Annotated in this window: 24 protein-coding genes and 3 pseudogenes; 9 read left to right on the top strand and 18 right to left on the bottom strand. The window is 60.2% G+C overall.

Going from position 1 to position 20,114, the window contains the following annotated elements:
* Positions 1-213: hypothetical protein (locus H0482_RS16455; RefSeq protein WP_210319216.1), on the top strand; the 213-nt coding region annotated here is incomplete at its 5' end.
* Between the two features lie 80 nt (positions 214-293).
* Here H0482_RS16455 and H0482_RS16300 read toward each other — a convergent pair.
* The 6 genes from H0482_RS16300 to H0482_RS16275 form a co-directional block, all read right to left on the bottom strand.
* Complete coding sequence (locus tag H0482_RS16300) at positions 294-1,100, bottom strand: transglutaminase-like domain-containing protein (protein ID WP_193731097.1); 807 nt, start codon at positions 1,098-1,100, stop codon at positions 294-296.
* A gap of 12 nt (positions 1,101-1,112) precedes the next feature.
* Positions 1,113-1,388, bottom strand: coding sequence for a DUF1488 family protein (locus tag H0482_RS16295; RefSeq protein WP_009452373.1), 276 nt, complete (start codon positions 1,386-1,388; stop codon positions 1,113-1,115).
* Positions 1,385-1,714, bottom strand: a complete 330-nt coding sequence (locus H0482_RS16290; protein WP_009452374.1) for a hypothetical protein — start codon at positions 1,712-1,714, stop codon at positions 1,385-1,387. The genes H0482_RS16295 and H0482_RS16290 overlap by 4 nt, the downstream gene beginning before the upstream one ends.
* Positions 1,711-1,953, bottom strand: a complete 243-nt coding sequence (locus tag H0482_RS16285; protein ID WP_040673278.1) for a hypothetical protein — start codon at positions 1,951-1,953, stop codon at positions 1,711-1,713. The genes H0482_RS16290 and H0482_RS16285 overlap by 4 nt, the downstream gene beginning before the upstream one ends.
* A 172-nt stretch (positions 1,954-2,125) precedes the next feature.
* Positions 2,126-2,428, bottom strand: coding sequence for a hypothetical protein (locus tag H0482_RS16280; protein ID WP_193731096.1), 303 nt, complete (start codon positions 2,426-2,428; stop codon positions 2,126-2,128).
* Positions 2,425-2,688: a hypothetical protein gene (locus H0482_RS16275; RefSeq protein WP_040673266.1), complete on the bottom strand. Its 264-nt coding sequence runs from the start codon at positions 2,686-2,688 to the stop codon at positions 2,425-2,427. The genes H0482_RS16280 and H0482_RS16275 overlap by 4 nt, the downstream gene beginning before the upstream one ends.
* A 506-nt stretch (positions 2,689-3,194) precedes the next feature.
* Between H0482_RS16275 and H0482_RS16270 the strand changes: the two genes are divergently transcribed.
* The 4 genes from H0482_RS16270 (at position 3,195) to H0482_RS16255 (ending at position 5,900) form a co-directional block, all read left to right on the top strand.
* Positions 3,195-3,512: a co-chaperone GroES gene (locus H0482_RS16270; RefSeq protein WP_009452379.1), complete on the top strand. Its 318-nt coding sequence runs from the start codon at positions 3,195-3,197 to the stop codon at positions 3,510-3,512.
* Between the two features lie 51 nt (positions 3,513-3,563).
* Positions 3,564-5,198 carry a chaperonin GroEL gene (gene groL, locus H0482_RS16265; protein WP_009452380.1) on the top strand — a complete coding sequence of 545 codons (1,635 nt, stop codon included), beginning with the start codon at positions 3,564-3,566 and terminating at the stop codon, positions 5,196-5,198.
* 74 nt (positions 5,199-5,272) lie between these two features.
* Positions 5,273-5,665: a hypothetical protein gene (locus tag H0482_RS16260; protein WP_040673268.1), complete on the top strand. Its 393-nt coding sequence runs from the start codon at positions 5,273-5,275 to the stop codon at positions 5,663-5,665.
* 94 nt (positions 5,666-5,759) lie between these two features.
* On the top strand, positions 5,760-5,900 hold the full coding sequence (locus H0482_RS16255; protein ID WP_183831609.1) for a hypothetical protein: 141 nt from the start codon (positions 5,760-5,762) through the stop codon (positions 5,898-5,900).
* A gap of 149 nt (positions 5,901-6,049) precedes the next feature.
* On the opposite strand, the gene arsH is transcribed toward H0482_RS16255, so the two are convergent.
* From arsH to H0482_RS16215, 8 genes are all read right to left on the bottom strand, one after another.
* A complete protein-coding gene (gene arsH / locus H0482_RS16250) occupies positions 6,050-6,742 on the bottom strand; it encodes an arsenical resistance protein ArsH (RefSeq protein ID WP_036748515.1) in 693 nt (230 codons plus the stop codon).
* Positions 6,742-7,797 carry an ACR3 family arsenite efflux transporter gene (arsB, locus tag H0482_RS16245; RefSeq protein WP_024846004.1) on the bottom strand — a complete coding sequence of 352 codons (1,056 nt, stop codon included), beginning with the start codon at positions 7,795-7,797 and terminating at the stop codon, positions 6,742-6,744. Before arsB ends, arsH begins: the two co-directional genes overlap by 1 nt.
* A gap of 9 nt (positions 7,798-7,806) precedes the next feature.
* The gene (gene arsC / locus H0482_RS16240) at positions 7,807-8,232 is read right to left on the bottom strand and encodes an arsenate reductase (glutaredoxin) (protein ID WP_024846003.1); all 426 of its coding nucleotides are present in this window, start codon (positions 8,230-8,232) and stop codon (positions 7,807-7,809) included.
* Positions 8,233-8,240: 8 nt separating this feature from the next.
* The gene (locus tag H0482_RS16235; protein ID WP_193731095.1) at positions 8,241-8,780 is read right to left on the bottom strand and encodes an arsenate reductase ArsC; all 540 of its coding nucleotides are present in this window, start codon (positions 8,778-8,780) and stop codon (positions 8,241-8,243) included.
* Entirely contained in the window at positions 8,773-9,135 is a 363-nt protein-coding gene (locus tag H0482_RS16230) for an ArsR/SmtB family transcription factor (RefSeq protein ID WP_183827035.1), read from the bottom strand. Before H0482_RS16230 ends, H0482_RS16235 begins: the two co-directional genes overlap by 8 nt.
* 543 nt (positions 9,136-9,678) lie before the next feature.
* Complete coding sequence (locus H0482_RS16225) at positions 9,679-10,326, bottom strand: response regulator transcription factor (protein ID WP_193731094.1); 648 nt, start codon at positions 10,324-10,326, stop codon at positions 9,679-9,681.
* The gene (locus H0482_RS16220; RefSeq protein ID WP_193731093.1) at positions 10,323-12,134 is read right to left on the bottom strand and encodes a sensor histidine kinase; all 1,812 of its coding nucleotides are present in this window, start codon (positions 12,132-12,134) and stop codon (positions 10,323-10,325) included. The genes H0482_RS16225 and H0482_RS16220 overlap by 4 nt, the downstream gene beginning before the upstream one ends.
* On the bottom strand, positions 12,131-12,574 hold the full coding sequence (locus H0482_RS16215; protein ID WP_193731092.1) for a molybdopterin-dependent oxidoreductase: 444 nt from the start codon (positions 12,572-12,574) through the stop codon (positions 12,131-12,133). Before H0482_RS16215 ends, H0482_RS16220 begins: the two co-directional genes overlap by 4 nt.
* Before the next feature lie 256 nt (positions 12,575-12,830).
* On the opposite strand from H0482_RS16215, the gene H0482_RS16210 reads away from it, so the two are divergent.
* Genes H0482_RS16210 through H0482_RS16195 form a run of 4 tightly spaced genes read left to right on the top strand, consistent with a single transcriptional unit; the run spans position 12,831 to position 17,193 of the window.
* On the top strand, positions 12,831-13,817 hold the full coding sequence (locus H0482_RS16210) for a hypothetical protein (RefSeq protein ID WP_193731091.1): 987 nt from the start codon (positions 12,831-12,833) through the stop codon (positions 13,815-13,817).
* On the top strand, positions 13,703-15,871 hold the full coding sequence (locus H0482_RS16205; RefSeq protein WP_193731090.1) for a vWA domain-containing protein: 2,169 nt from the start codon (positions 13,703-13,705) through the stop codon (positions 15,869-15,871). Before H0482_RS16210 ends, H0482_RS16205 begins: the two co-directional genes overlap by 115 nt.
* A gap of 2 nt (positions 15,872-15,873) precedes the next feature.
* On the top strand, positions 15,874-16,686 hold the full coding sequence (locus H0482_RS16200) for an SH3 domain-containing protein (RefSeq protein ID WP_193731089.1): 813 nt from the start codon (positions 15,874-15,876) through the stop codon (positions 16,684-16,686).
* 36 nt (positions 16,687-16,722) lie between these two features.
* Complete coding sequence (locus H0482_RS16195; RefSeq protein WP_193731088.1) at positions 16,723-17,193, top strand: hypothetical protein; 471 nt, start codon at positions 16,723-16,725, stop codon at positions 17,191-17,193.
* 82 nt (positions 17,194-17,275) lie between these two features.
* Here the strand turns inward: H0482_RS16195 and H0482_RS16190 are convergent.
* The 4 genes and pseudogenes from H0482_RS16190 to H0482_RS16175 all read right to left on the bottom strand — a co-directional run.
* Positions 17,276-17,701: pseudogene (locus H0482_RS16190) on the bottom strand (trypsin-like peptidase domain-containing protein); the annotation flags it as partial.
* A gap of 134 nt (positions 17,702-17,835) precedes the next feature.
* Entirely contained in the window at positions 17,836-18,060 is a 225-nt protein-coding gene (locus H0482_RS16185) for a hypothetical protein (RefSeq protein WP_193731087.1), read from the bottom strand.
* A 71-nt stretch (positions 18,061-18,131) separates the two neighbouring features.
* Positions 18,132-19,756, bottom strand: a pseudogene (gene groL / locus H0482_RS16180) (chaperonin GroEL).
* Positions 19,757-19,811: 55 nt separating this feature from the next.
* A pseudogene (locus tag H0482_RS16175) lies at positions 19,812-19,988 on the bottom strand (co-chaperone GroES); the annotation flags it as partial.
* Positions 19,989-20,114: the final 126 nt, after the last annotated feature.

Raw genomic sequence — 20,114 nt, 5'->3', positions numbered from 1 at the left:
TGCTCGGCAGGCTTTTTGGTGCTCGGGGATTTAGCAGTCATCTTGGTTCCTTCGTCAGACGACGAGACCAAAACACTCCTTAAAGCTCAACCCTCAATCTGTGCCATGGGCGCTGACGGGGAACAATCGCCGAGCCAGTATTCGTTTGCCATCGCCTATCCCTCCAAATCAGAAGGGAATCACAATCAAACGCAAAATCATAGCTCTGATTGAGTACAGACCTTAAAGCGCGCATTGATAGCCTGGACTCGGTCGGGATCTTACCGAGTTTGGGAACATGCACATCGACAGCATCAGCTTATTCCTGCGATCTCGTAGGTCCATACCCTAAACCCCTTCAGGACGTGTGGTCCGAAGGAATTGACGAGCGGTATGTCGGCTGCGTCGCGGCCGCGCGCCACCACGATTCTGCCGATCCGAGGGACGTTGTTGCGCGGATCGAAGGTGTGCCATTCGCCATCGAGGAACACTTCCATCCAGGCGCTGAAATCCATGGGATCGACAACCGGCACACCAATGTCGCCGAGATGGCCGTTGACATAGCGAGCGGGGATGTTGAGGCATCGGCAGAACGTGACCGCAAGATGCGCGAAATCGCGACAAACGCCAACGCGCTCATGGAACGCCTCGAACGCCGTCCGCGTAGATCGAGCCTGCATGTAGTCGAAGCGGATGTGGTTGTGGACGAAATCGCAGATCGCCTGCACCCGGCTCCAACCGGGCGGCATCTTGCCGAACAGGTCCCAAGCGGTCTGGCTGAGACGGTCGGTTTCGCAGTAGCGGCTGCCCATGAGGTAGACGAGGCAATCGTCCGGCAAGTCCGGCACCGGCAGTTCCCGGGCACCCGGCACAATCCCGTCCGGCCTGCCGTCGTCCTCGATCGTGGCATCACCCCACATGGTCAGGTCGCCCGCAGGCGCGACCAGCCGCCGGCATTTGTTGCCGAAGAGATCGCGGTAGGTCGATACGTGCACATCGGGTGTGGTGAACTCCGGCACCCGTATGTCAGCCGCGCGATCCTCGTGCACCGACAGCAGACACACCAGGGCTGTCGGCTGCTGGCAGGTCAGTGTGATCTCATACCCGTAGCGGATCAGCATTGAGTGGTGTCTTTACCGGAAATCGGCAGCGGTCAGCGTATAGGAGGTTTGGCGACGATGCGAGTAGGCCTCGCGGGCGACATCGTGGATCGAACTGCGCGTCGCATCGAAGGTCGAGAGATACATCTCTTCCGACACCTCAGTGCTGCGCAATTCAGCAGGGGACCTGGCGAGCGCTTCCACTTCGACAAAGAACGGCACTTCGAACATGCCGTCGTGCCCGATAAAGCGAATGGCGTTGCGCACTTCGTCGAAGCTGCGGCTGGGGTTCAGGAATTCAAGGGTCATCGTTGATCTGCCCTTGCCGTTTGCAGCAGCAGTGGTACACGCATAAACCCGTTCATGTGCTCCTTGCGTCGCACATCATTCCGACGATTGAGGGAAAGCATCCCGTCGGTTGCGGCCGAGTGGCTAAGGCCGATCATCTCCTGCCCTTCGCGGCTGGCTGGAACGCCGGTGAAGACATGATAGATGGTCCAGGACCGGTCGGCTTCGATCCGGCGGCCATATTGTTCGTCGCCTGGTGCGCGGGCGGATGCACCGCCTTCATTGTCCCAGACGCTGATCGCGCGGTCGTGCCGCTCCCGTTCGATTTCATCTATGTATCGGGTCATGATCGTGGCCTTTCTCTAGTGGTCACGTCGGCATCAATGATGCCGGAAAACAGCGCGTTACCGAATAAGTCGGTGATCGCGATGGCGTCGGGTCGTTGAGGCATGTCGAGCGTCTGTGAAAGCAGGTGCGCAATCTCAATGGCGTTAGCGAGATCGACGGCTTCCACCGCCTCTCGGCCCACGACGGCATGGGCGTCATCTGTCTCCCGCGTGCGGTAAAACTCGATGACAACTTTCATGGCGCCCATTGCGCTTTCAGCCGGAGCAACACTGCCTCAGTGCTTACCTTTGCCTTGAGACGCGTTGGCATTTGCAGCGACCTTGATCTGGTTGCCGAAGGTGCTTTCAGGCTTTGGCGGAGCCTTCTCCTGCTTCGGCTTTCTGATCTCGCGATTGCTTCGTTTCTAGCCTTTAGCCATGTCCGAACGTCCTTTCGATGAGAGTTGCGCCATTACCGGATTGCGACATGTCGACCGGCTCGAGGCTGTCCTGCGTCGTCACTCGCTCATGGCGTTCGTCGTCGTTGCGGATGCGATATTGCAGTGAATCTCCCCGTGCCGGCAGTCTGCCGGTTATGCGGTAGATATCGCCGGGCAAAGCTGGTCTCATGAAATCGCCCTTGAGCCGGACAGCCTGTCCGATCGCGAAGAGATGAGCAGGAGCCTCGTGGCGGGCGGGACGGATCGTGCGTCGGATTGGGTTGGTCGATATCATGATTGTTGGTGATCCTTTTCGAGAGCGGCGTCGAGATCGGCGGGATCGATCGACGCCATCTGATGTGTGTGGCCATCAATGCCGATGGCGGGCAGGTGGATGAAGGCGCCGACACGTCTCCAGGCGAGGCGGGAGGATACCTCCAGCAGTTCCTCATCCTGGTCCACGCGATATTCGCCGGCGGGCTGTGCGGCGTCGAAGCCGGGCAGCATGAAGGGTGCGGAGAACCGGACGATGGTTTGTGTGGTGCGCGTTGTCATGGTCGATACCTCCGCAGGAGCACGCAAACGCGCCTCCTGCATCATTCCCGTTCGAACCGGAACGAATTTCCGTGCTGCCAGTACATCCGTGGTCAGCGGCGCGTTCATTCCAAGGTTCGAACAGAGCGATATGCGCGCCGGGTCGGCGCTTGATGCATTCGCTATCGAGAATTCGGTGGTGAATGGCGGGTCTCTGACACCGCAAAAAGCCAAGTCGGCCAAATCAACGAGTTTTATATATGGGCTGTCCCTACCCGGTAAGCAAGGAGCGGGTCGATATTATTTTATCTGGAATTGAATAATGTCTCTTCCATAATAATAAATCGCATTGAAAAATCAGAAAATACGTATTGAAAACAACAAATATCGCATCGATAGAAGCGACATAAATTTTTCCCAGTTGCGCCTTTTCAAAGAAATACATTTGGCACTCCTATCATTCGAGTGCCAACGGGGTTATGTATCTGAGGGGGCCGCCCTATGCGCCGGCCTCAGAAAGAACCCACATGAAATTCCGGCCTCTCCATGACCGCGTCGTCATTCGACGTGCGGAAGGCGATCTCAAATCCAAAGGCGGGATCATCATTCCCGACACCGCGAAAGAAAAACCTCAGGAAGGCGAGGTCATCGCCGTCGGCCCAGGTTCCCGCGACGAAAGCGGCAAGCTGATCCCGCTCGACGTCAAGCCGGGCGATCTCATCCTGTTCAGCAAATGGTCCGGGACCGAGGTCAAGATCGATCACGAAGACCTTCTGATCATGAAGGAGAGTGACATCATGGGAATCGTTGAGAAGACCGAAGCTGCGAGCAGGAAAAGTGCCTGAGCGGCCAGCTTCCGATCCTGTGATCCTCACAACCGAACTGGACCCGACATCATGTCTGCCAAGGAAATCAGATTCTCTAATGACGCCCGCGACCGCATGCTGCGCGGCGTCGAGCTGCTGAACAACGCCGTCAAGGTGACGCTCGGGCCGAAGGGCCGCAACGTCGTCATCGACAAAGCCTATGGCGCGCCGCGCATCACCAAGGATGGTGTGACCGTCGCCAAGGAGATCGAGCTTTCCGACAAGTTCGAGAACATGGGCGCGCAGATGGTGCGCGAGGTGGCCTCGAAAACCAACGACCTCGCCGGCGACGGAACCACCACCGCGACGGTTCTCGCCGCTTCCATCCTGCGCGAGGGTGCCAAGCTGGTCGCTGCCGGCATGAACCCGATGGACCTGAAGCGCGGCATCGATCTCGGTGTCGCTGCCGTCGTCAGGGAAATCCAGACTCGCGCCAGGAAGGTCAAGTCGTCGGCAGAGGTCGCCCAAGTCGGCACGATCGCGGCTAACGGCGACGCGACCGTGGGCGAGATGATTGCGAGGGCGATGGACAAGGTCGGCAACGAAGGCGTCATCACCGTCGAGGAAGCCAAGACGGCCGAGACTGAGCTCGACGTGGTCGAGGGCATGCAGTTCGATCGCGGCTATCTCTCGCCCTACTTTGTGACCGATCCCGAGAAGATGCGCGTGGAACTGGATGACCCTTACATCCTCATTCATGAGAAGAGGCTTGGCAATCTGCAGGCCATGCTGCCCGTACTGGAAGCAGTGGTGCAAAGCGGAAAGCCGCTGCTGATTATCTCCGAAGACGTCGAGGGCGAGGCGCTCGCCACGCTGGTCGTCAACAAGCTGCGTGGTGGCCTCAAGGTAGCGGCCGTCAAGGCTCCCGGCTTCGGAGACCGCCGCAAAGCCATGCTCGAGGACATCGCGGTGCTGGCCGCCGGCCAGATAATCTCCGAGGATCTCGGCATCAAGCTGGAGAATGTCACGCTCGACATGCTCGGCCGTGCCAAGCGCATCGTGATCGAGAAGGATACCACGACAATCATCGACGGCTCCGGCGACAAGCCAAGCATCGCGGCGCGCATCAGCCAGATCAAGGCGCAGATCGAGGAAACGACTTCCGACTACGACAAGGAGAAGCTGCAGGAGCGGCTGGCCAAACTCGCCGGCGGCGTCGCTGTCATCCGTGTTGGTGGCGTGACTGAGACCGAGGTCAAAGAGAAGAAGGACCGCATAGACGACGCGCTGAATGCCACCCGCGCGGCTGTCGAGGAAGGCATCGTGCCGGGCGGCGGCGTGGCGCTGCTGCGTGCCATAGCGGTGCTTGCCCCTCTGACAGGTGACAACGCCGATATAACCGCAGGCATTTCGATCGTGCGGCGGGCGCTTGAAGCGCCGGTCCGACAGATCGCCGAGAATGCAGGCGTCGAGGGCTCGATCGTGGTCGGCAAGCTCACGGACAGCAAGGACCCCAACCAGGGCTTTGATGCCCAGACCGAAACCTATGTCGACATGATCAAGGCCGGCATCGTCGATCCCGCCAAGGTTGTCAGAACCGCCCTGCAGGACGCCGGCTCGATCGCGGCGCTCCTGATCACCGCCGAGGCGATGATCGCCGACGTCCCAGCGAAGGATTCCACGTTAACGGCCGGCAACGGTGGCATGGGTGGAATGGGATACTGAGAGCAGTGCCTGAACCGTTCGGCCGGCACGGTCGGATGAAGCAATCCTCACCACAATCTGGAAGGAAGACCACCATGGCTACGCAGAGCACAACGAACCCGTCTCTCTCCCGCCGTTGGGAGAACTACCAACCTTCAAAGACCATGCTGGTCTGGGCATGCATCGCCGCGATCATCGCAACGATCGTCGTCGGATTCGCCTGGGGCGGCTGGGTCACCGGCGGCACATCACAGAAGATGGCCGTGACCGCTGGCGACACGGCGCGTGGCGAACTGGCGTCCGCCATATGCGTTGAACGGTTCAACGCAGCGCCGGATGCGGCCGCGAAACTTGCTGAGTTCAAGGCTATATCCGACAGCTACAAGAAACGGCAGTTCGTCGAAGCCGGTGGCTGGGCAACGATGCCGGGCCAGACGACTGCCGACCGGCTTGGAGTCCAGGGCTGTGTCACCGGACTTGGCGCATAATACCCCGCTTAAAGCGCTCAGGCAGGCGCCAGGGCGTTTCCACCCGCCCCAGGAAGGAACGTCAGCAATGATTTCGTTTGTCAAGAAGACAGATATGCAGCCGATAGCCCCGCAGGTCGAAGACAATCGTTTCGAGCAGATCCGCAAGGCGGCTGCCGAACGTCACCGGAAGGCGGACACCGACGGCACACGTCGCCGCGCCCGCCAGAAGGCCGAGGACAACCGGCTCATTTGAGTTGTCGGAATTTTCGGGCTGAGCTCCCCAGTGGCATAACCTTCAACTTCACTCGCACAGCTCCCGATAGACAGAATACTTCCGGTGAGTTCGGCGCGGCAGAGAATCGCTCCATGCACCTTAAAGCAGGTATCCGACAGTGCCGTTCGTCATCGGAGGTGAACGTCGCTGCTTTCCTTTCGCTCGGAATAGCGGTCGGTCAGGTAGGATGATACATCGCGCGTTAGCAGCGTGAACTTCACCAACTCCTCCATCACGTCGACCACTCGATCATAATATGACGATGGTATCATCCGGCCGGCTTCATCGAACTCCTGATATGCTTTGGCGACGGACGACTGGTTGGGGATCGTCACCATCCGCATCCAGCGGCCGAGCACCCGCATCTGGTTGACGGCGTTGAAGCTCTGCGAGCCGCCGGAGACTTGCATGACGGCGAGTGTCCGGCCCTGCGTCGGCCTTACCGCGCCGACCGAAAGGGGAATCCAGTCGATCTGTGCCTTCATCACCGCGCTCATCGCACCGTGACGCTCCGGGCTGGTCCAGACTTGACCTTCCGACCAGAGCGAGAGCTCGCGAAGCTCCTGCACCTTGGGATGATCGACGGGAGCGCCGTCCGGCAGCGGCAGGCCGGACGGATTGAAGATGCGTGTTTCCGCCCCGAAATGTTTCAGCAGGCGCTCGGCCTCGTATGTCAGGAAACGGCTGTAGGATCGCGCGCGGAGCGAGCCATATAGCAGCAGGATACGCGGCGGATGGGTAGAGGGTTCGGTTACGCGCAGCCGACCAAGGCTGGGAGTAGCAACGCAGCCGGCAGCAAGATTGGGAAGATCGCCCGGCATCAACGCTGCTCTTTCGCAAGTTCGGACACCTTGCCGCCGCGCTCATACCAGCCTTTGGAGCGGTTCACGATCCAGACGACCGAGAGCATCACCGGCACTTCGATCAGCACGCCGACCACGGTGGCGAGCGCCGCGCCCGAATGAAAGCCGAACAGGCTGATGGCGGCGGCAACCGCCAGTTCGAAGAAGTTCGATGCGCCGATTAGCGCCGAGGGTCCAGCCACGCAATGCTGCTCGCCGGCCAGCCGGTTGAGCAGATAGGCAAGACCGGAGTTGAAATAGACCTGAATCAGGATCGGCACGGCCAGCAGGCCGATGATTGCGGGCTGAGCGATAATCTGCTCGCCCTGAAACCCGAAGAGCAGAACCAGCGTCGCCAGCAGCGCAACGAGGGAGGCCGGGCCGAGCTTTGCAAGCAGGTGGTCGAGCGCGGCCTGCCCGCCGCTCGCCAGCATCCGGCGACGGATGATCTGCGCGATGATAACGGGAATGACGATATAGAGCACCACCGACAGGACCAGTGTGCCCCATGGCACGGTGATGGCTGACAGGCCCAGCAGCAGGCCGACGATGGGCGCGAAGGCGACGACCATGATGGCGTCGTTGAGGGCAACCTGGCTCAAGGTGAAATGCGGTTCGCCTTTCGTCAGGTTCGACCAGACGAACACCATGGCCGTGCAGGGTGCGGCGGCAAGGATGATGAGGCCGGCAATGTAGCTGTCGATCTGGTCCGCCGGCAGATAGGGGCGGAACAGCCAGCCGATGAACAGCCATCCCAGCAGCGCCATCGAGAACGGCTTCACAGCCCAGTTGATGAACAGCGTCACGCCGATGCCGCGCCAGTGGCGGCCGACCTCGCCCAGTGCTGCGAAGTCGATCTTGAGCAGCATGGGGATGACCATCAGCCAGATCAGCACGGCGACGGGCAAGTTGACGCTGGCAATTTCCATCGCGCCGATGGCCTGAAATGCGCCCGGCAGGAAGTGGCCGAGCGCGATGCCAACGACGATGCACAATGCGACCCAAAGGGTGAGATAGCGTTCGAAGGTAGACATGCAATTCCCTCAGGTCGTGGCCACGCGCCGACCGTGTTCGTCGATCACCCGCTCGCCATCTTCCTTGACGAACGCGCCGCGCTGCGGCGGCAACAGGTCGAGCACGTCCTCGGACGGCCGGCAGAGCTTGACGCCCTTCGGACTGACGACGATGGGTCGGTTGATCAGGATGGGATGCGCCATCATGGCGTCGAGCAACTGCGCGTCACTCAAAGCCGGGTCGCCAAGGCCCAGTTCCGCATAGGGCGTGCCCTTCTCGCGCAGCAGTTCCCGCACCGATATGCCCATGCGCGCAATAAGTCGGGTCAGCATCTCGCGCGACGGCGGTGTCTTCAGATATTCGATGACATGCGGCTCGACGCCCGCATTGCGGATCATCGCCAGCGTGTTGCGCGAGGTGCCGCAATCGGGATTGTGATAGATGATGACGTCCATGGCCGGCTTCACGCTGCGCTGTTGCGTGGAGACGACGCGCCATCGGACTGGCCGATCTCGGTCAGTTTAGTGCGCAGCGACGCCTTGTCGAGACTGGCGACCGGCAGGGACGTGAAAGCCGAGATACGGTTCTTCATGTAGCGGAAGGCCGCAACGAAGGCGGCTTCCTTCTGGATATCCGGTCCATCGACGGCCGCCGGATCTTCGATACCCCAATGGGCGGTCATGGGCTGGCCGGGCCAGACCGGGCAGGCTTCGCCGGCAGCGTTGTCGCAGACGGTGAACACGAAATCCATGACAGGCGCGTCAGGCCCCGCGAACTCCTCCCAACCCTTCGAGCGGAAGCCTTCAGAGGGGTAGTCGAAACTCTTCAATACCTTCAGCGCGAAGGGATTGATCGTCCCCTTCGGTTGCGAACCCGCAGAAAAGGCACGAAAGCGACCCTCGCCATCCTTGTTCAGGATGCTTTCCGCGAGGATCGAGCGTGCCGAGTTGCCGGTGCAGAGGAACAGGACGTTGAAGACGCGATGCTCTTGTCCGTCAGACATGGGAGGTTCCTTTCGTGGGTTCGCAACAGGAAGACAGCGCGGCCATTGCCGGATTGCAGACCTCCGGGTGGCCCTGACAGCAATCGCGCATGAGGAATTCGACGAGACCGGCCAGCGTGGTCAGCGCGGCGCTGTAGATGATCGACCGCCCGTCACGGCGGGACTCGACAAGCCCGGCCTGTTCGAGATGGCTCAGATGGAACGACATACGGGACGAAGATGCGCCATCCATCGCTTCGCCGATTGCTCCGGCCGACATGCCTTCCGGGCCGGCAGTCACCAGCAGCCGGACGATGCGCAATCTCGTTTCCTGCGACAGCGCGGCGAAGGCATTGAGGGCTTGCTTCTCGTGCATCATAATCTCAATAACTCAAGAATCATTGAGATAACTCATATGGCAGAATGCCGCTGAGTGCTAGCGGAAATTCGCGATGGCCTAACCGAGTGAGGCCGCGTTGGCGGCGGCAACAGCCTTAAGGAGGGCTATGGAGGGGAATAGAGTAGATATAGTTCTCATCATCACCCGGTATGGCGCGCCAAATACCGCCGATTTCCCTCCACAGTACGCTATAACCGCCGAAAGTACGCTTGTGCCAGGAGCGAGAGGTGGCGTCATGTGAGGGAGAGTAGAAACGGCGGCGTTTGGCGGTGGAGAAGTTCGAATCGCTTCCGGCCCGATTGATGGTTTTTCGCAAACGACGTTGTGCATGAAGCTCTGAATGGCAGTTGCCTGCCTTCATCGGTCGATAGCAAAGTCGAGACCTCCTATCGAGTGTGGTTATACTTTTGTCTCGGCACCTCTCACTTGGGAAGTAGCGGCAGTAAAAGAAACGGCGGAGAAAACACCGGCTCGGTGGTCACATGACGACCTCCATATACGAAAGCCTCGCAGGCGCTGTTATTTCTTGAGCAGGAGAGCAACCAGTTCCGCCTGCCTGCCGGTATTAGTCTTCTGGAATATATTGCGCATATGAAAGGCAACGGTAGACCGGGATACACCAAGGTCAGCCGCGATCTGCGTCAATTTCCTGCCTTGTGTAAGCGCTTGGGTTATCCGTATTTCTGCGGGCGTGAGGCCGTATGACTGAGCCAGCGTTGAAAAATCTGTATCGGTCGGCTCCAGTGGGCGCGCTGAACGGATTCGATCGATCTGGCGCAAACGCGCTTCGATTGTCACTAGTAAGAGATCATAATCTATTGGTTTGACGAGATAATCATCGGCACCAAGCCGCTTTCCATCGACGATGTGCCTAGGATCGGCAAGGGCAGAGAGGAACACGAACGGAATTTCGGCATAGTCCGGCCCCCTTTCATGCAGGGCCTTAAGCACGCCATAGCCGTTAAGTTCGGGCATGGAGATGTCGCAAAGAACCAGATCGGGGCAGACACGCGCCAGCTTGCCGAGCGCATGCTTGCCATTGTCGGCTTCTACCACATCATAGCCTGCCTCGACCAGTTCATCCCTGATGTCACGCCTCAGTTGCGCTTCATCCTCGATGCAAAGGATCACAAAGCGCTTCCGGTTCGGAGACGGCGCGAATGTCATGCCGGTTCCTTTCGTAGGGCCATGGCTGTAACGGAGCCGGAACCGGAGGCACTACTGGGCAGCAGCATCGCCATTCGAACCATGCCAGGCTCCGAATTTTGCAATTGCACATCACCGCCCTGCAAGCGGGCAAGCGCTCTGGCCATATAGAGGCCGACTCCGATACCGGGACGGCCTTCCGTATTGCTGCCGCGATAATAGCGTTCGAACAGCGCCTCCCGTTCGAATGACCCCTCCTGAGGTCCAGTGTTGGCTACTACGCATTCGATCTGCGTGCCGCTGTCGGTGAGGGTAATGCTTATCGGTGTCTTTGCCGGTGAGTATTTGACGGCATTGGACAGCAGATTGGTGAGGATGTGTTCCGCATGCACGGGATCACAATAGGCAATGGGAGAAGCGCCGTCTGGAAGCGTGACAGTGATCCGCCCCGAGCCAGTGTTTTCTGTCGACCGGGAGCAGATCTCTGCTACGAGGTCACCGAGATCGCAAAGCTGACTGCGGACTTCGATCTGGCCGGCATCGAGGCGTGCGGCGTCGAGGGTGCTTTCCACCAACCTGACCAGACGCGCGACAGCGCTGCGGGCTTCCTCGCCCCGTTCCAGGATTTCTTCCGGAGTCAGCCGGTCACGCCGGCGCATCAGGCGCTGAAGCGCGGAATCGACAAGGGCGAGCGGCGTGCGGAACTGGTGCGAGATCATGGTGCCGAAGTTCCGATAAAGATCCGCTGTAGCCCGCTCTCGGGTCAGGGCAGCGTCAAGCTCCTGCGTGCGCGCCTGCACCAGCTGCTCCAGATGGTCGCGATGATTGGCTATCTCCCGCTGCGCTGCCCTCCGCTCGGTCACGTCCGACATCAGCAGGATCATGCCGATGATGCGTCCGCCGTCACGCAGAGAGAAGCAGCGCAAGTCGACATAAAGCGGGTTGGACTGATGAGACGGAAAGAACGGCTGATCCAGCAGTGCAACAGCCTGTCCCTGAAGGGCATCGCTGATCGCCTGCTCAATCCTGCCGACCTCGAAAAAGCCTGAGATTTCGCTCAGTATTGCGCCTGTAGCCACGTCAGCGGTGACCCCAAACAACCGTTCGGCAGCCTCGTTCCAAACCGTGCAGCGCCGATCCATATCCACGGCGATTATGCCTTCGCCACTGGAGCCGATCAAAAGTTCGGAGAACGCCTTTTCCTTGTTGAGCAGGCGAGTCCGTTGCCTTGCATCCCGTATCGCCAGCAAAAAATGGACGCAAAGCACGGTGCCTGCCAGCGATATACCGATCATGGAGATGATGATCTGCCATAACTGCTTGCGTGTTGTGTCGAGCGTAGCGCCAAGGTCGTCCCATTCGGCCACCATTGCCTTGTTGGCCGCTTCCGTGAGCGCTGCATTGTAAGGGACAAGCAGAGCCCTGATACGGGGTATCACCTCTGGTCTGGCGCTCATCAGCAGCGAGCCAAGATCAGCCAGGCTTCCACGCAAGGCGTCAAGCGCGGAGGTAGCGCCAAGTGCTTCCATCCGCCGACGCTGCGGGCCCTCATCAAGCAAGGCAAGCCGGCTAAGGAATACGTTGTAACGCAACTCCATCTGCGCGTGATCAACCTCTCCGGCTACGCTGCCCACGACGGCCTCACCCAGCTGAAGGCTTGAAATATGCGCCCTGGAGATCACCCAAAGCATGTTCTGGGTGGCCTCGATGCGCATATCCCGCTCAAGGTCGGAAAGACGCATCAGCGAAAACGCCAGCAGAGCAACGAAGATGACGATGGCCGAAACCGGCAGCGCGACGCCAAGCAATGCACGCGCCTGACGGCTCATTGAATATCCAGCCATCGCAATTGCCAGACCCAGCGATAGTCGAAGCGGATATCCTGCAACTCCGCATGCTGGTCACGCGGATAGATTATCCATAACGGCCCCTTGTCGCTCGGCAACAACGGTTCGCCATCCATTTCATAGGCTACGAGGACATCAAACCGGTCGAATTCCTCGATCGCAATGTCAATTGCGTAATCGTTCAGGGCTCTCGCCGTCACGGTTGTGCCCCGGGCACCGATATGCGCCAGAAGGTCTCTCATCAGAAATCCGCTAAAGCGACGCACACCATCTGTGACGGCCGTCGCTGTTTCCAGCCGGGCGACAGGCAACGCCCTCAGCATCTCCATGTCGAAATACGCCGCTCCTTGCGTAGTGATCCTGGAAATCGCCCCCCGAACCTCAAGTATTGGGGGAGACGTTGGCGGCGGGATTTTTTCCATGTCACGTCCATGGACGTCAGAGAAGCAAAACAACGTGGCCGCCAAGGTAGAAAACAAAAATCTTCGCAAATTGACGCGCCGCCTCCCAGGCTTTTCCGTGTATTTTTTCTGCCAGTTTATTCCATCCGTTCTGCAGCTCGGATAGCTGGGGCCAATTATACCCAGGCTTGCCGGCATGTCCCTATCCAAATGAACGGGGCATATTGGGTTTGCGCCTGCTAAGCTTGCGCAACAGGCATATAGGGCGGAGCAGAGCATGTGGGATTTCAATGTCGGCAATGCGCTGGCAATGATGGCGCGGACCATGCCGTTCATCGTGCTGCGGATGGTCGTCTATTTCGGCATCGCCGCTGGCTACGTTCTGGTAACCGGAACCGGTGCGGGCATCGGCTATGGCGTTGGCGGCTTCGGTGACGAAGGATTTCAGGCCAATACGACCATGTGGGGCGCCATCATGGGGTTCGGCCTGTTTGGCGCCATCATGTACTGGGCGCGCGAATACATCCTTTATATCGTCAAGGCGGGCCATATAGCGGTGCTGGTCGAGCTGATCGACGGCAAGCCAATGCCAGACGGAAAGTCGCAAGTCAGCCATGCGACAGCGGTGGTAAAGGAGCGTTTCGCTCAGGCCAGCGTGCTGTTTGCCATCGATCAGCTCGTCAAGGGCGTGATCGGCGCGATCACGGGGCTGGTGCGCGGAATTCTGACCATCCTGCCCATACCTGGCGCGCAGCAGCTTTCCGGTATCCTGCATGCCTTCCTGCGGGTCGCCGTCGGCTTCATCGACGAGGTCATCCTCGCCTACGCAATTCGCACTGGTTCGACCAACCCATGGGGATCGGCCAGGGAAGCGCTGGTGCTCTATGGCCAGAATTACAAGGTGATGCTCAAGAACGCCGCCTGGCTGGCGATCATTGTCTACCTCATGAGCTTTCTCGTGTTTCTGGTCATGCTCGCGCCAGCTGCGCTCGTCGTCTACGTGATGCCCGGCGCATGGGCGGCCGGTGGCTTCGTGTTTGCGCTGCTGTTTGCCTGGAGCGTCAAGGCGGCATTGCTGGAGCCATTCGCCATCGCCTGCCTGATGCAGGTGTTCTTCAAGACCATCGAAAATCAGCAGCCCGATCCTGAATGGGATGCGCGGCTGGAACAGATGTCAGGCAAATTCCGCAAGCTGAAGGCGCGCGCCATGGGGGCGTCGGCTGGGTCCGGCATCCACGGCAATGGCGATGTGCGGCCAGCATGAAACAAACTACGGAACGAAACATCATGATGAAAGCTCTGAAGACAGCACTGGTCGCGGCCATCGCCATCGCCACGCCCTTGTCGGTCGCCGCAGCGGCGGAAGACGTCGTCATCGTTTATGACGCCTCCGGCTCGATGTGGGGCCAGATCGACGGCACCAGCAAGATCGAGATCGCGCGCGACGTGATGGCCGATCTCGTGACCGGCTGGTCCGACGACATCAATCTCGGCCTCGTCGCCTACGGGCATCGCTCGGAAGGCGACTGCCGTGACATCGAGACCTTGATCGAGCCGGGGCCGCTCGATCGGGCAAGCTTCATCAGCACGGTGAACAGCATCCGCCCGAAAGGAAAGACGCCGATTTCCGCCGCGGTTCAGCACGCCGCGGAACTCCTGTCCTATCGCGACAACCCCGCCACCGTCGTGCTCATTTCCGATGGTCTGGAAACCTGTCAGGCCGACCCGTGCGCGCTGGCCGAGCAACTTGCCCGGCAGGGCGTGAAGTTCACGACCCATGTCGTCGGCTTCGATCTTGAGGATCAGGCCCATGAAAGCCTTGCCTGTATTGCCGAAAACACCGGCGGCGTGTTCGTTCCGGCGCAGAATGCCGATGAATTGAAGGCCGCACTGGCCCATGTCCAATCGGTGATGGATTTGCAGCCAATGACGCCGCCAGAGGCCGAAATGGCGCCTGAGCCGGAGCCGGAACCACAAGCGGAAATAGCGATCCAGGCGCCGGAACAAGTGACGACGGGATCGAGCTTCAAGGTAACCTGGTCGGCTTCGATCCATCCGGAAGACTATGTCACCATCGTTCCGGTCGGAGCCGAGGAAGGTAAATACACCAACTATCAGCGCGTGCGTGATGTCACCGAAAACAGGTTGATCGCACCAGCCCAGCCCGGTCTGTACGAGGTACGTTACGTCACACGGAAAGATGGCCATACGCTGGGGGCAACTCCCGTCGAGGTCGTCGAGGCCGAAATCGGTATCACTGCGCCGCAACAGGTGACCACAGGCGCAAGCTTCAAGGTGACATGGTCGGCGTCGATCCATCCGGAAGACTATGTCACCATCGTTCCCGTGGGAGCCGAGGAAGGAAAATACACCAACTATCAGCGCGTGCGCGATGTCACCGAAAACAGACTGACCGCGCCCGCAGAGCCCGGCCTTTACGAAGTACGCTACGTGCTGCGCGAAGGAGGCCGCACCATGGCGTCTACGCCTGTGGAGGTCGTTGAAGCCGAGATCGGGGTCGCCGCGCCGAAAGAGGTGACCACTGGTGCAAGCTTCAAGGTGACCTGGTCGGCGTCGATCCATCCGGAAGACTATGTCACCATCGTTCCCGTGGGAGCCGAGGAAGGAAAATACACCAACTATCAGCGCGTGCGCGATGTCACCGAAAACCGATTGGTCGCGCCCGCAGAGCCGGGTCTTTACGAAGTACGCTATGTGCTGCGCGAAGGGGGCCGCACCATGGCGTCCACCCCTGTGGAAGTCGTTGAGGCCGAAGTGACGGTGAGCGGCCCCGATGTCGTCCGGGCGGGCACCAAGATTCAGGTGAGCTGGTCGATCTCGATCCACCCGGAAGACTATGTCACCATCGTTCCCGCCGGGACTGCCGAGGGCAAATATGCCGACTATATCCGGGTTCGGGACGCACGTGCCGGCGAGATGAAGGCGCCAGCCGAAACAGGGCTTTACGAAATCCGCTATGTGTTGCGCGAAGGGGCCCGCACTCTTGCCAGCCACCAGCTGGAAGTGGTGGCACAAGACGCGCCGCTGGATGACGGGGCCGGACTGGCGGCACCGGCAGAGGCCGGGGCCGGCGAGACGATCACCGTGTCGTGGCGCGCGGAAGCCGGCAGCGCGGACCAGCGCGTTGCCCTCGCCCGCGCCGATCAGGCCGATTTCAGCTGGATTGCCGCGCACAAGGTCGGAGCGGAAAAGTCGCTGGAGCTGCAGATGCCGGCACAGGCCGGAACCTATGAAATCCGGTTTCTTGACGTCGGCGGCCGCAAGGTTCTGGGTCGTGCGATCGTAGAGGTGAAATGACCATGACACACACATTCAAGGCCGCATTGCTTGTCATGGCGCTCGGCCTGGCCGTGCCTGCCGCCCATGCCGAAATCGATGGCCACGGCCCGGATGCCTGGCGCGTCACGGGCGTCTCCGGCAACGATGTTCTCAATGCCCGGATGGGCCCCGGCACCAACTATCCGGTGATCGAGACATTCGCCCACAATGAACGCAACATGCAGCAGATCACCTGTGTGCCGTTCTACACCGCTGCCCACTACATGGCGATGACGCAGGCGCAGATCAGCGCGCTGCCGCCCCGCTGGTGCCTGATGCGTAACAAGGCGATGAGCAAGGCGGGCTGGGTGGCGCAACGCTATATCACCCCCGATGGCAGCGAGCCCATCGCCGCATCGACAAAGTCCCGCCCGGCACAGCCAGCGCTCGAACCCTATGCAGCAGCCCCCGGCATCGATCCGATTGCTCAGGCGCAGGACCTGGTGCGTGAACTCTACGAACGCCAGTTCCAGTCGGAAAACAGCAATCTGCCGAGCGCAATCGATCCTGCCGTATCCAGAAACTACTTCACCGACGACATCGTCGCCTGGCTGGCTTCCGGCAATGTCGGTGCACATCCACTTTATGGCGCGCAGGACTTCGACGGCGCCATCGAAGACCCCATGCCCGACCCCGACCAGCCGATGCTGCGCGGCATGATCACCATCAATGTCGATTTCACCAATTTCGGCAAGGACCAGCGCGCGGTCTTCTACCTGCGCGCCGACACCACCAAACCCGGCGCGCCGTTACGCATTTTCCGCGTCGAACACAACGGTTGGTCCTATCCGTAGGCAATGGAGAAAGAAGTGATCACAGGAAACTTCGGAATGGACGAGCGTAGAACCGGATCCGTTGTCATGATCGGCTTGTTCAGCAGCTTGATGCTGACAGGTTGTAGCGCGGAGGCGGAAGCGCCGACATCAGAAAGCGCCGCCGTCGCAATAAGTGTTTTGGAAACATCCGCAGGGCGCTACGAATTTACGCCGACCACATGCGGCATCCATAGCCAGGATGGTTTCGACGATATTGAAATCCAGGGGCCAGGGACGACACCGGATGGAGAAAAGTTCTTTTTCGAACTGTCGTCTACTGCAAATGCAATGACCATCGGCCTCGGCGTCGATGGCCCGTTCGCCAGTCCCGAGCGTCGGATCCAGGCCGGACGTGTCTATTCACAGGAGTTCACAATCGTGGCTTCCGGGAGACAGCTGTCCGTTGCCGGTCTGGTCTTGGTGGACGAAAATGGCGCATCTATCGATGACGGTGCTACACTAACCATCGATTGCGGCGCGCAGTAAGGAACAGGGTCTTGATTTCCTGCGAGGTTTAACACGTAGTTTTCGCCCAGAAATGAAAGCTTTCATGGATTGGGTTGCGTGTCTTGTCGCTGCCGACCAGTTCGGCATTGAAGCGGCGGCGATCTTTCAGCGTCACCGCGATCTCGCTCGCGCCGTCGACGACATGGTGGTTGGTGAGAATGTAACCCTTATCCGCGTCAACGATGACGCCGGACCCGGCGCTCATGCGGGGCCTTTGCTGCGGCATCTGAGACAGATCGAAGTAGCGTCGGAAGTAGGGATCGTTGAAGAGCGGGTTGGTTTCGGCAGACGCGCGAGACGCGACGGCGATGTTGACCACCGCGGGCGTGATCTCCTCCAGAACATCGGGCAACGAACGCTCGCCACGCACGCCGGATGCCACATCCTGTGCGGCAGCGGGCGGCACAGCGCCACCGGAAAATGACAATGCAAGGCACGTGACAAGGACGGCGACAATCTGCGGGGCGCGAGGCAGGCCGATGAACATTGTCGATCTCCCGATTTGGTTCCTTCGTGTTGGATGCGGCGATGCCGTCGCGCCGGAAGAGATCTTCCGCCGCCGGTCCTTCGCGCGTCTGGTTCGATTGGAAAGGAACCCCGCCCGGAGGCGAGGTTCCTGGATCATTGTGGCCGGCCGTCTCGCGAGAGGGCCGACATCTGCGCCGCCGCATGGAACATCAGCGCGGAGGCCGCTGTGCGCCGATCCCATCCAGCCATCACCAGTCTGTCGAGCAGAGATTCGAACAGCGGGGCCAATGCCGTGCGCGCTTCCGCATCGTGCGACAGGAACTCGGCCGGGGGATGATGCGGCACAGGTACATGGTCAAAGTCCGGCATGAGGCTCATGTCAGTCTCCGATCTATGCTTTGCTCCTGACCGCCCCCGACATGGGAGCGGTCACTTTCAGAGCGAGATGGTCAGAAGTCCATGCCGCCCGCTGGCATTGCCGGGGCTGCTTCCTTCTTCAGCTTCTCGGCGATCATCGCCTCGGTGGTCACCAGCAGGCCGGCGACGGACGCCGCGTCCTGCAAGGCAGTGCGCACCACCTTGGCCGGGTCTATGACCCCCTGTGCGAACAGGTCGCCATATTCGTCGGTCTGGGCATTCCAGCCGAAGGCGAAGTCACCTTCTCGCGCAGCTTGCCGACGATGATGGAGCCTTCGGCGCCGGCATTCTCGGCGATCTGGCGCACCGGCGCCTCGATCGCGCGGCGCACGATCTCGACGCCGTGTTTCTGGTCGACATTGTCGGTCTGGATACTGTCGAGAGCCTTCTGCGCACGCAGCAGCGCCACGCCGCCACCCGGCAAAATGCCTTCCTCGACCGCCGCGCGGGTGGCGTGCAGCGCGTCGTCGACGCGATCCTTCTTCTCCTTGACCTCGACCTCGGTCGCGCCACCGACGCGGATCACCGCGACGCCGCCGGCGAGCTTCGCCAGACGCTCCTGAAGCTTCTCGCGGTCGTAATCGGAGGTCGTCTCCTCGATCTGCGCCTTGATCTGCTTCACGCGGCCTTCAATCTCGGCCTTTGAACCGGCGCCATCGACGATGGTGGTGTTCTCCTTCTCGATGACGACCTTCTTGGCGCGCCCGAGCATCTCCAGCGTGACATTTTCCAGCTTGATCCCGAGATCCTCACTGATCGCCGTGCCGCCGGTGAGGATTGCAATATCTTCCAGCATGGCCTTGCGGCGGTCGCCGAAGCCCGGCGCCTTGACAGCCGCAACCTTGAGCCCGCCGCGCAGACGGTTGACGACGAGCGTGACCAGAGCCTCGCCCTCGACATCCTCGGCGATGATGACCAGCGGCTTGCCGGACTGGACGACCGCTTCGAGGACGGGAAGCATGGCCTGAAGGTTGGAGAGCTTCTTTTCATGGATCAGGACATAGGGATCCTCGAACTCGACCCGCATCTTGTCCTGATTGGTGATGAAGTAGGGCGAGAGATAGCCGCGGTCGAACTGCATGCCCTCGACCACTTCGAGTTCGGTCTCGGCCGTCTTGGCCTCCTCGACAGTGATCACGCCCTCATTGCCGACCTTCTGCATGGCTTCGGCGAGGAAGCGGCCGATTTCGGTGTCGCCATTGGCCGAGATGGTGCCGACCTGTGCGATCTCGTCGTTCCTGGAGATCTTGCGCGCATTGGCCTTGAGTTCGGCGACGACGGCGTCCACCGCCTTGTCGATGCCGCGTTTCAGGTCCATCGGGTTCATGCCGGAGGCGACGGCCTTGGCGCCTTCCCTGACGATCGCCTGAGCAAGGACCGTGGCGGTCGTGGTGCCATCGCCGGCGAGGTCGTTGGTCTTCGAGGCCACTTCGCGCACCATCTGCGCGCCCATGTTCTCGAACTTGTCCTCAAGCTCGATTTCCTTGGCGACAGAGACGCCGTCCTTGGTGATGCGCGGCGCGCCGAACGACTTGTCGATGACCACGTTGCGGCCCTTCGGCCCGAGCGTAACCTTGACGGCGTTGGCGAGAATGTCGACGCCGCGCAGCATCTTCTCGCGGGCTTCGGTGTTGAATTTGACTTCCTTGGCAGCCATTGGATCACTCCTTCAATAGGCAGCTTTCATTGACTGGTTGAGTTCGAAGAATCCGTCAGGCGGCCTTCTTCAGCGTGGCGGTCTGCTCGATCACGCCCATCACGTCGCTTTCCTTCATGATGAGCAGGTCTTCGCCGTCGAGCCGGATCTCGGTGCCGGACCATTTGCCGAACAGAATGCGGTCGCCGACTTTTACGTCGAGCTCAATGATCTTGCCTGCATCGTCGCGGGTGTTCCCCGTCAGCGCCCATGGCACAGATTGAGGGTTGAGCTTTAAGGAGTGTTTTGGTCTCGTCGTCTGACGAAGGAACCAAGATGACTGCTAAATCCCCGAGCACCAAAAAGCCTGCCGAGCAGG

This window comes from Devosia faecipullorum (assembly GCF_015158295.1).
In the GTDB taxonomy this organism is placed as follows: domain Bacteria; phylum Pseudomonadota; class Alphaproteobacteria; order Rhizobiales; family Devosiaceae; genus Devosia; species Devosia faecipullorum.
The sequence above is the reverse complement of the archived record's forward strand: the minus strand, read 5'-3'. Positions and strand labels throughout refer to the sequence as shown.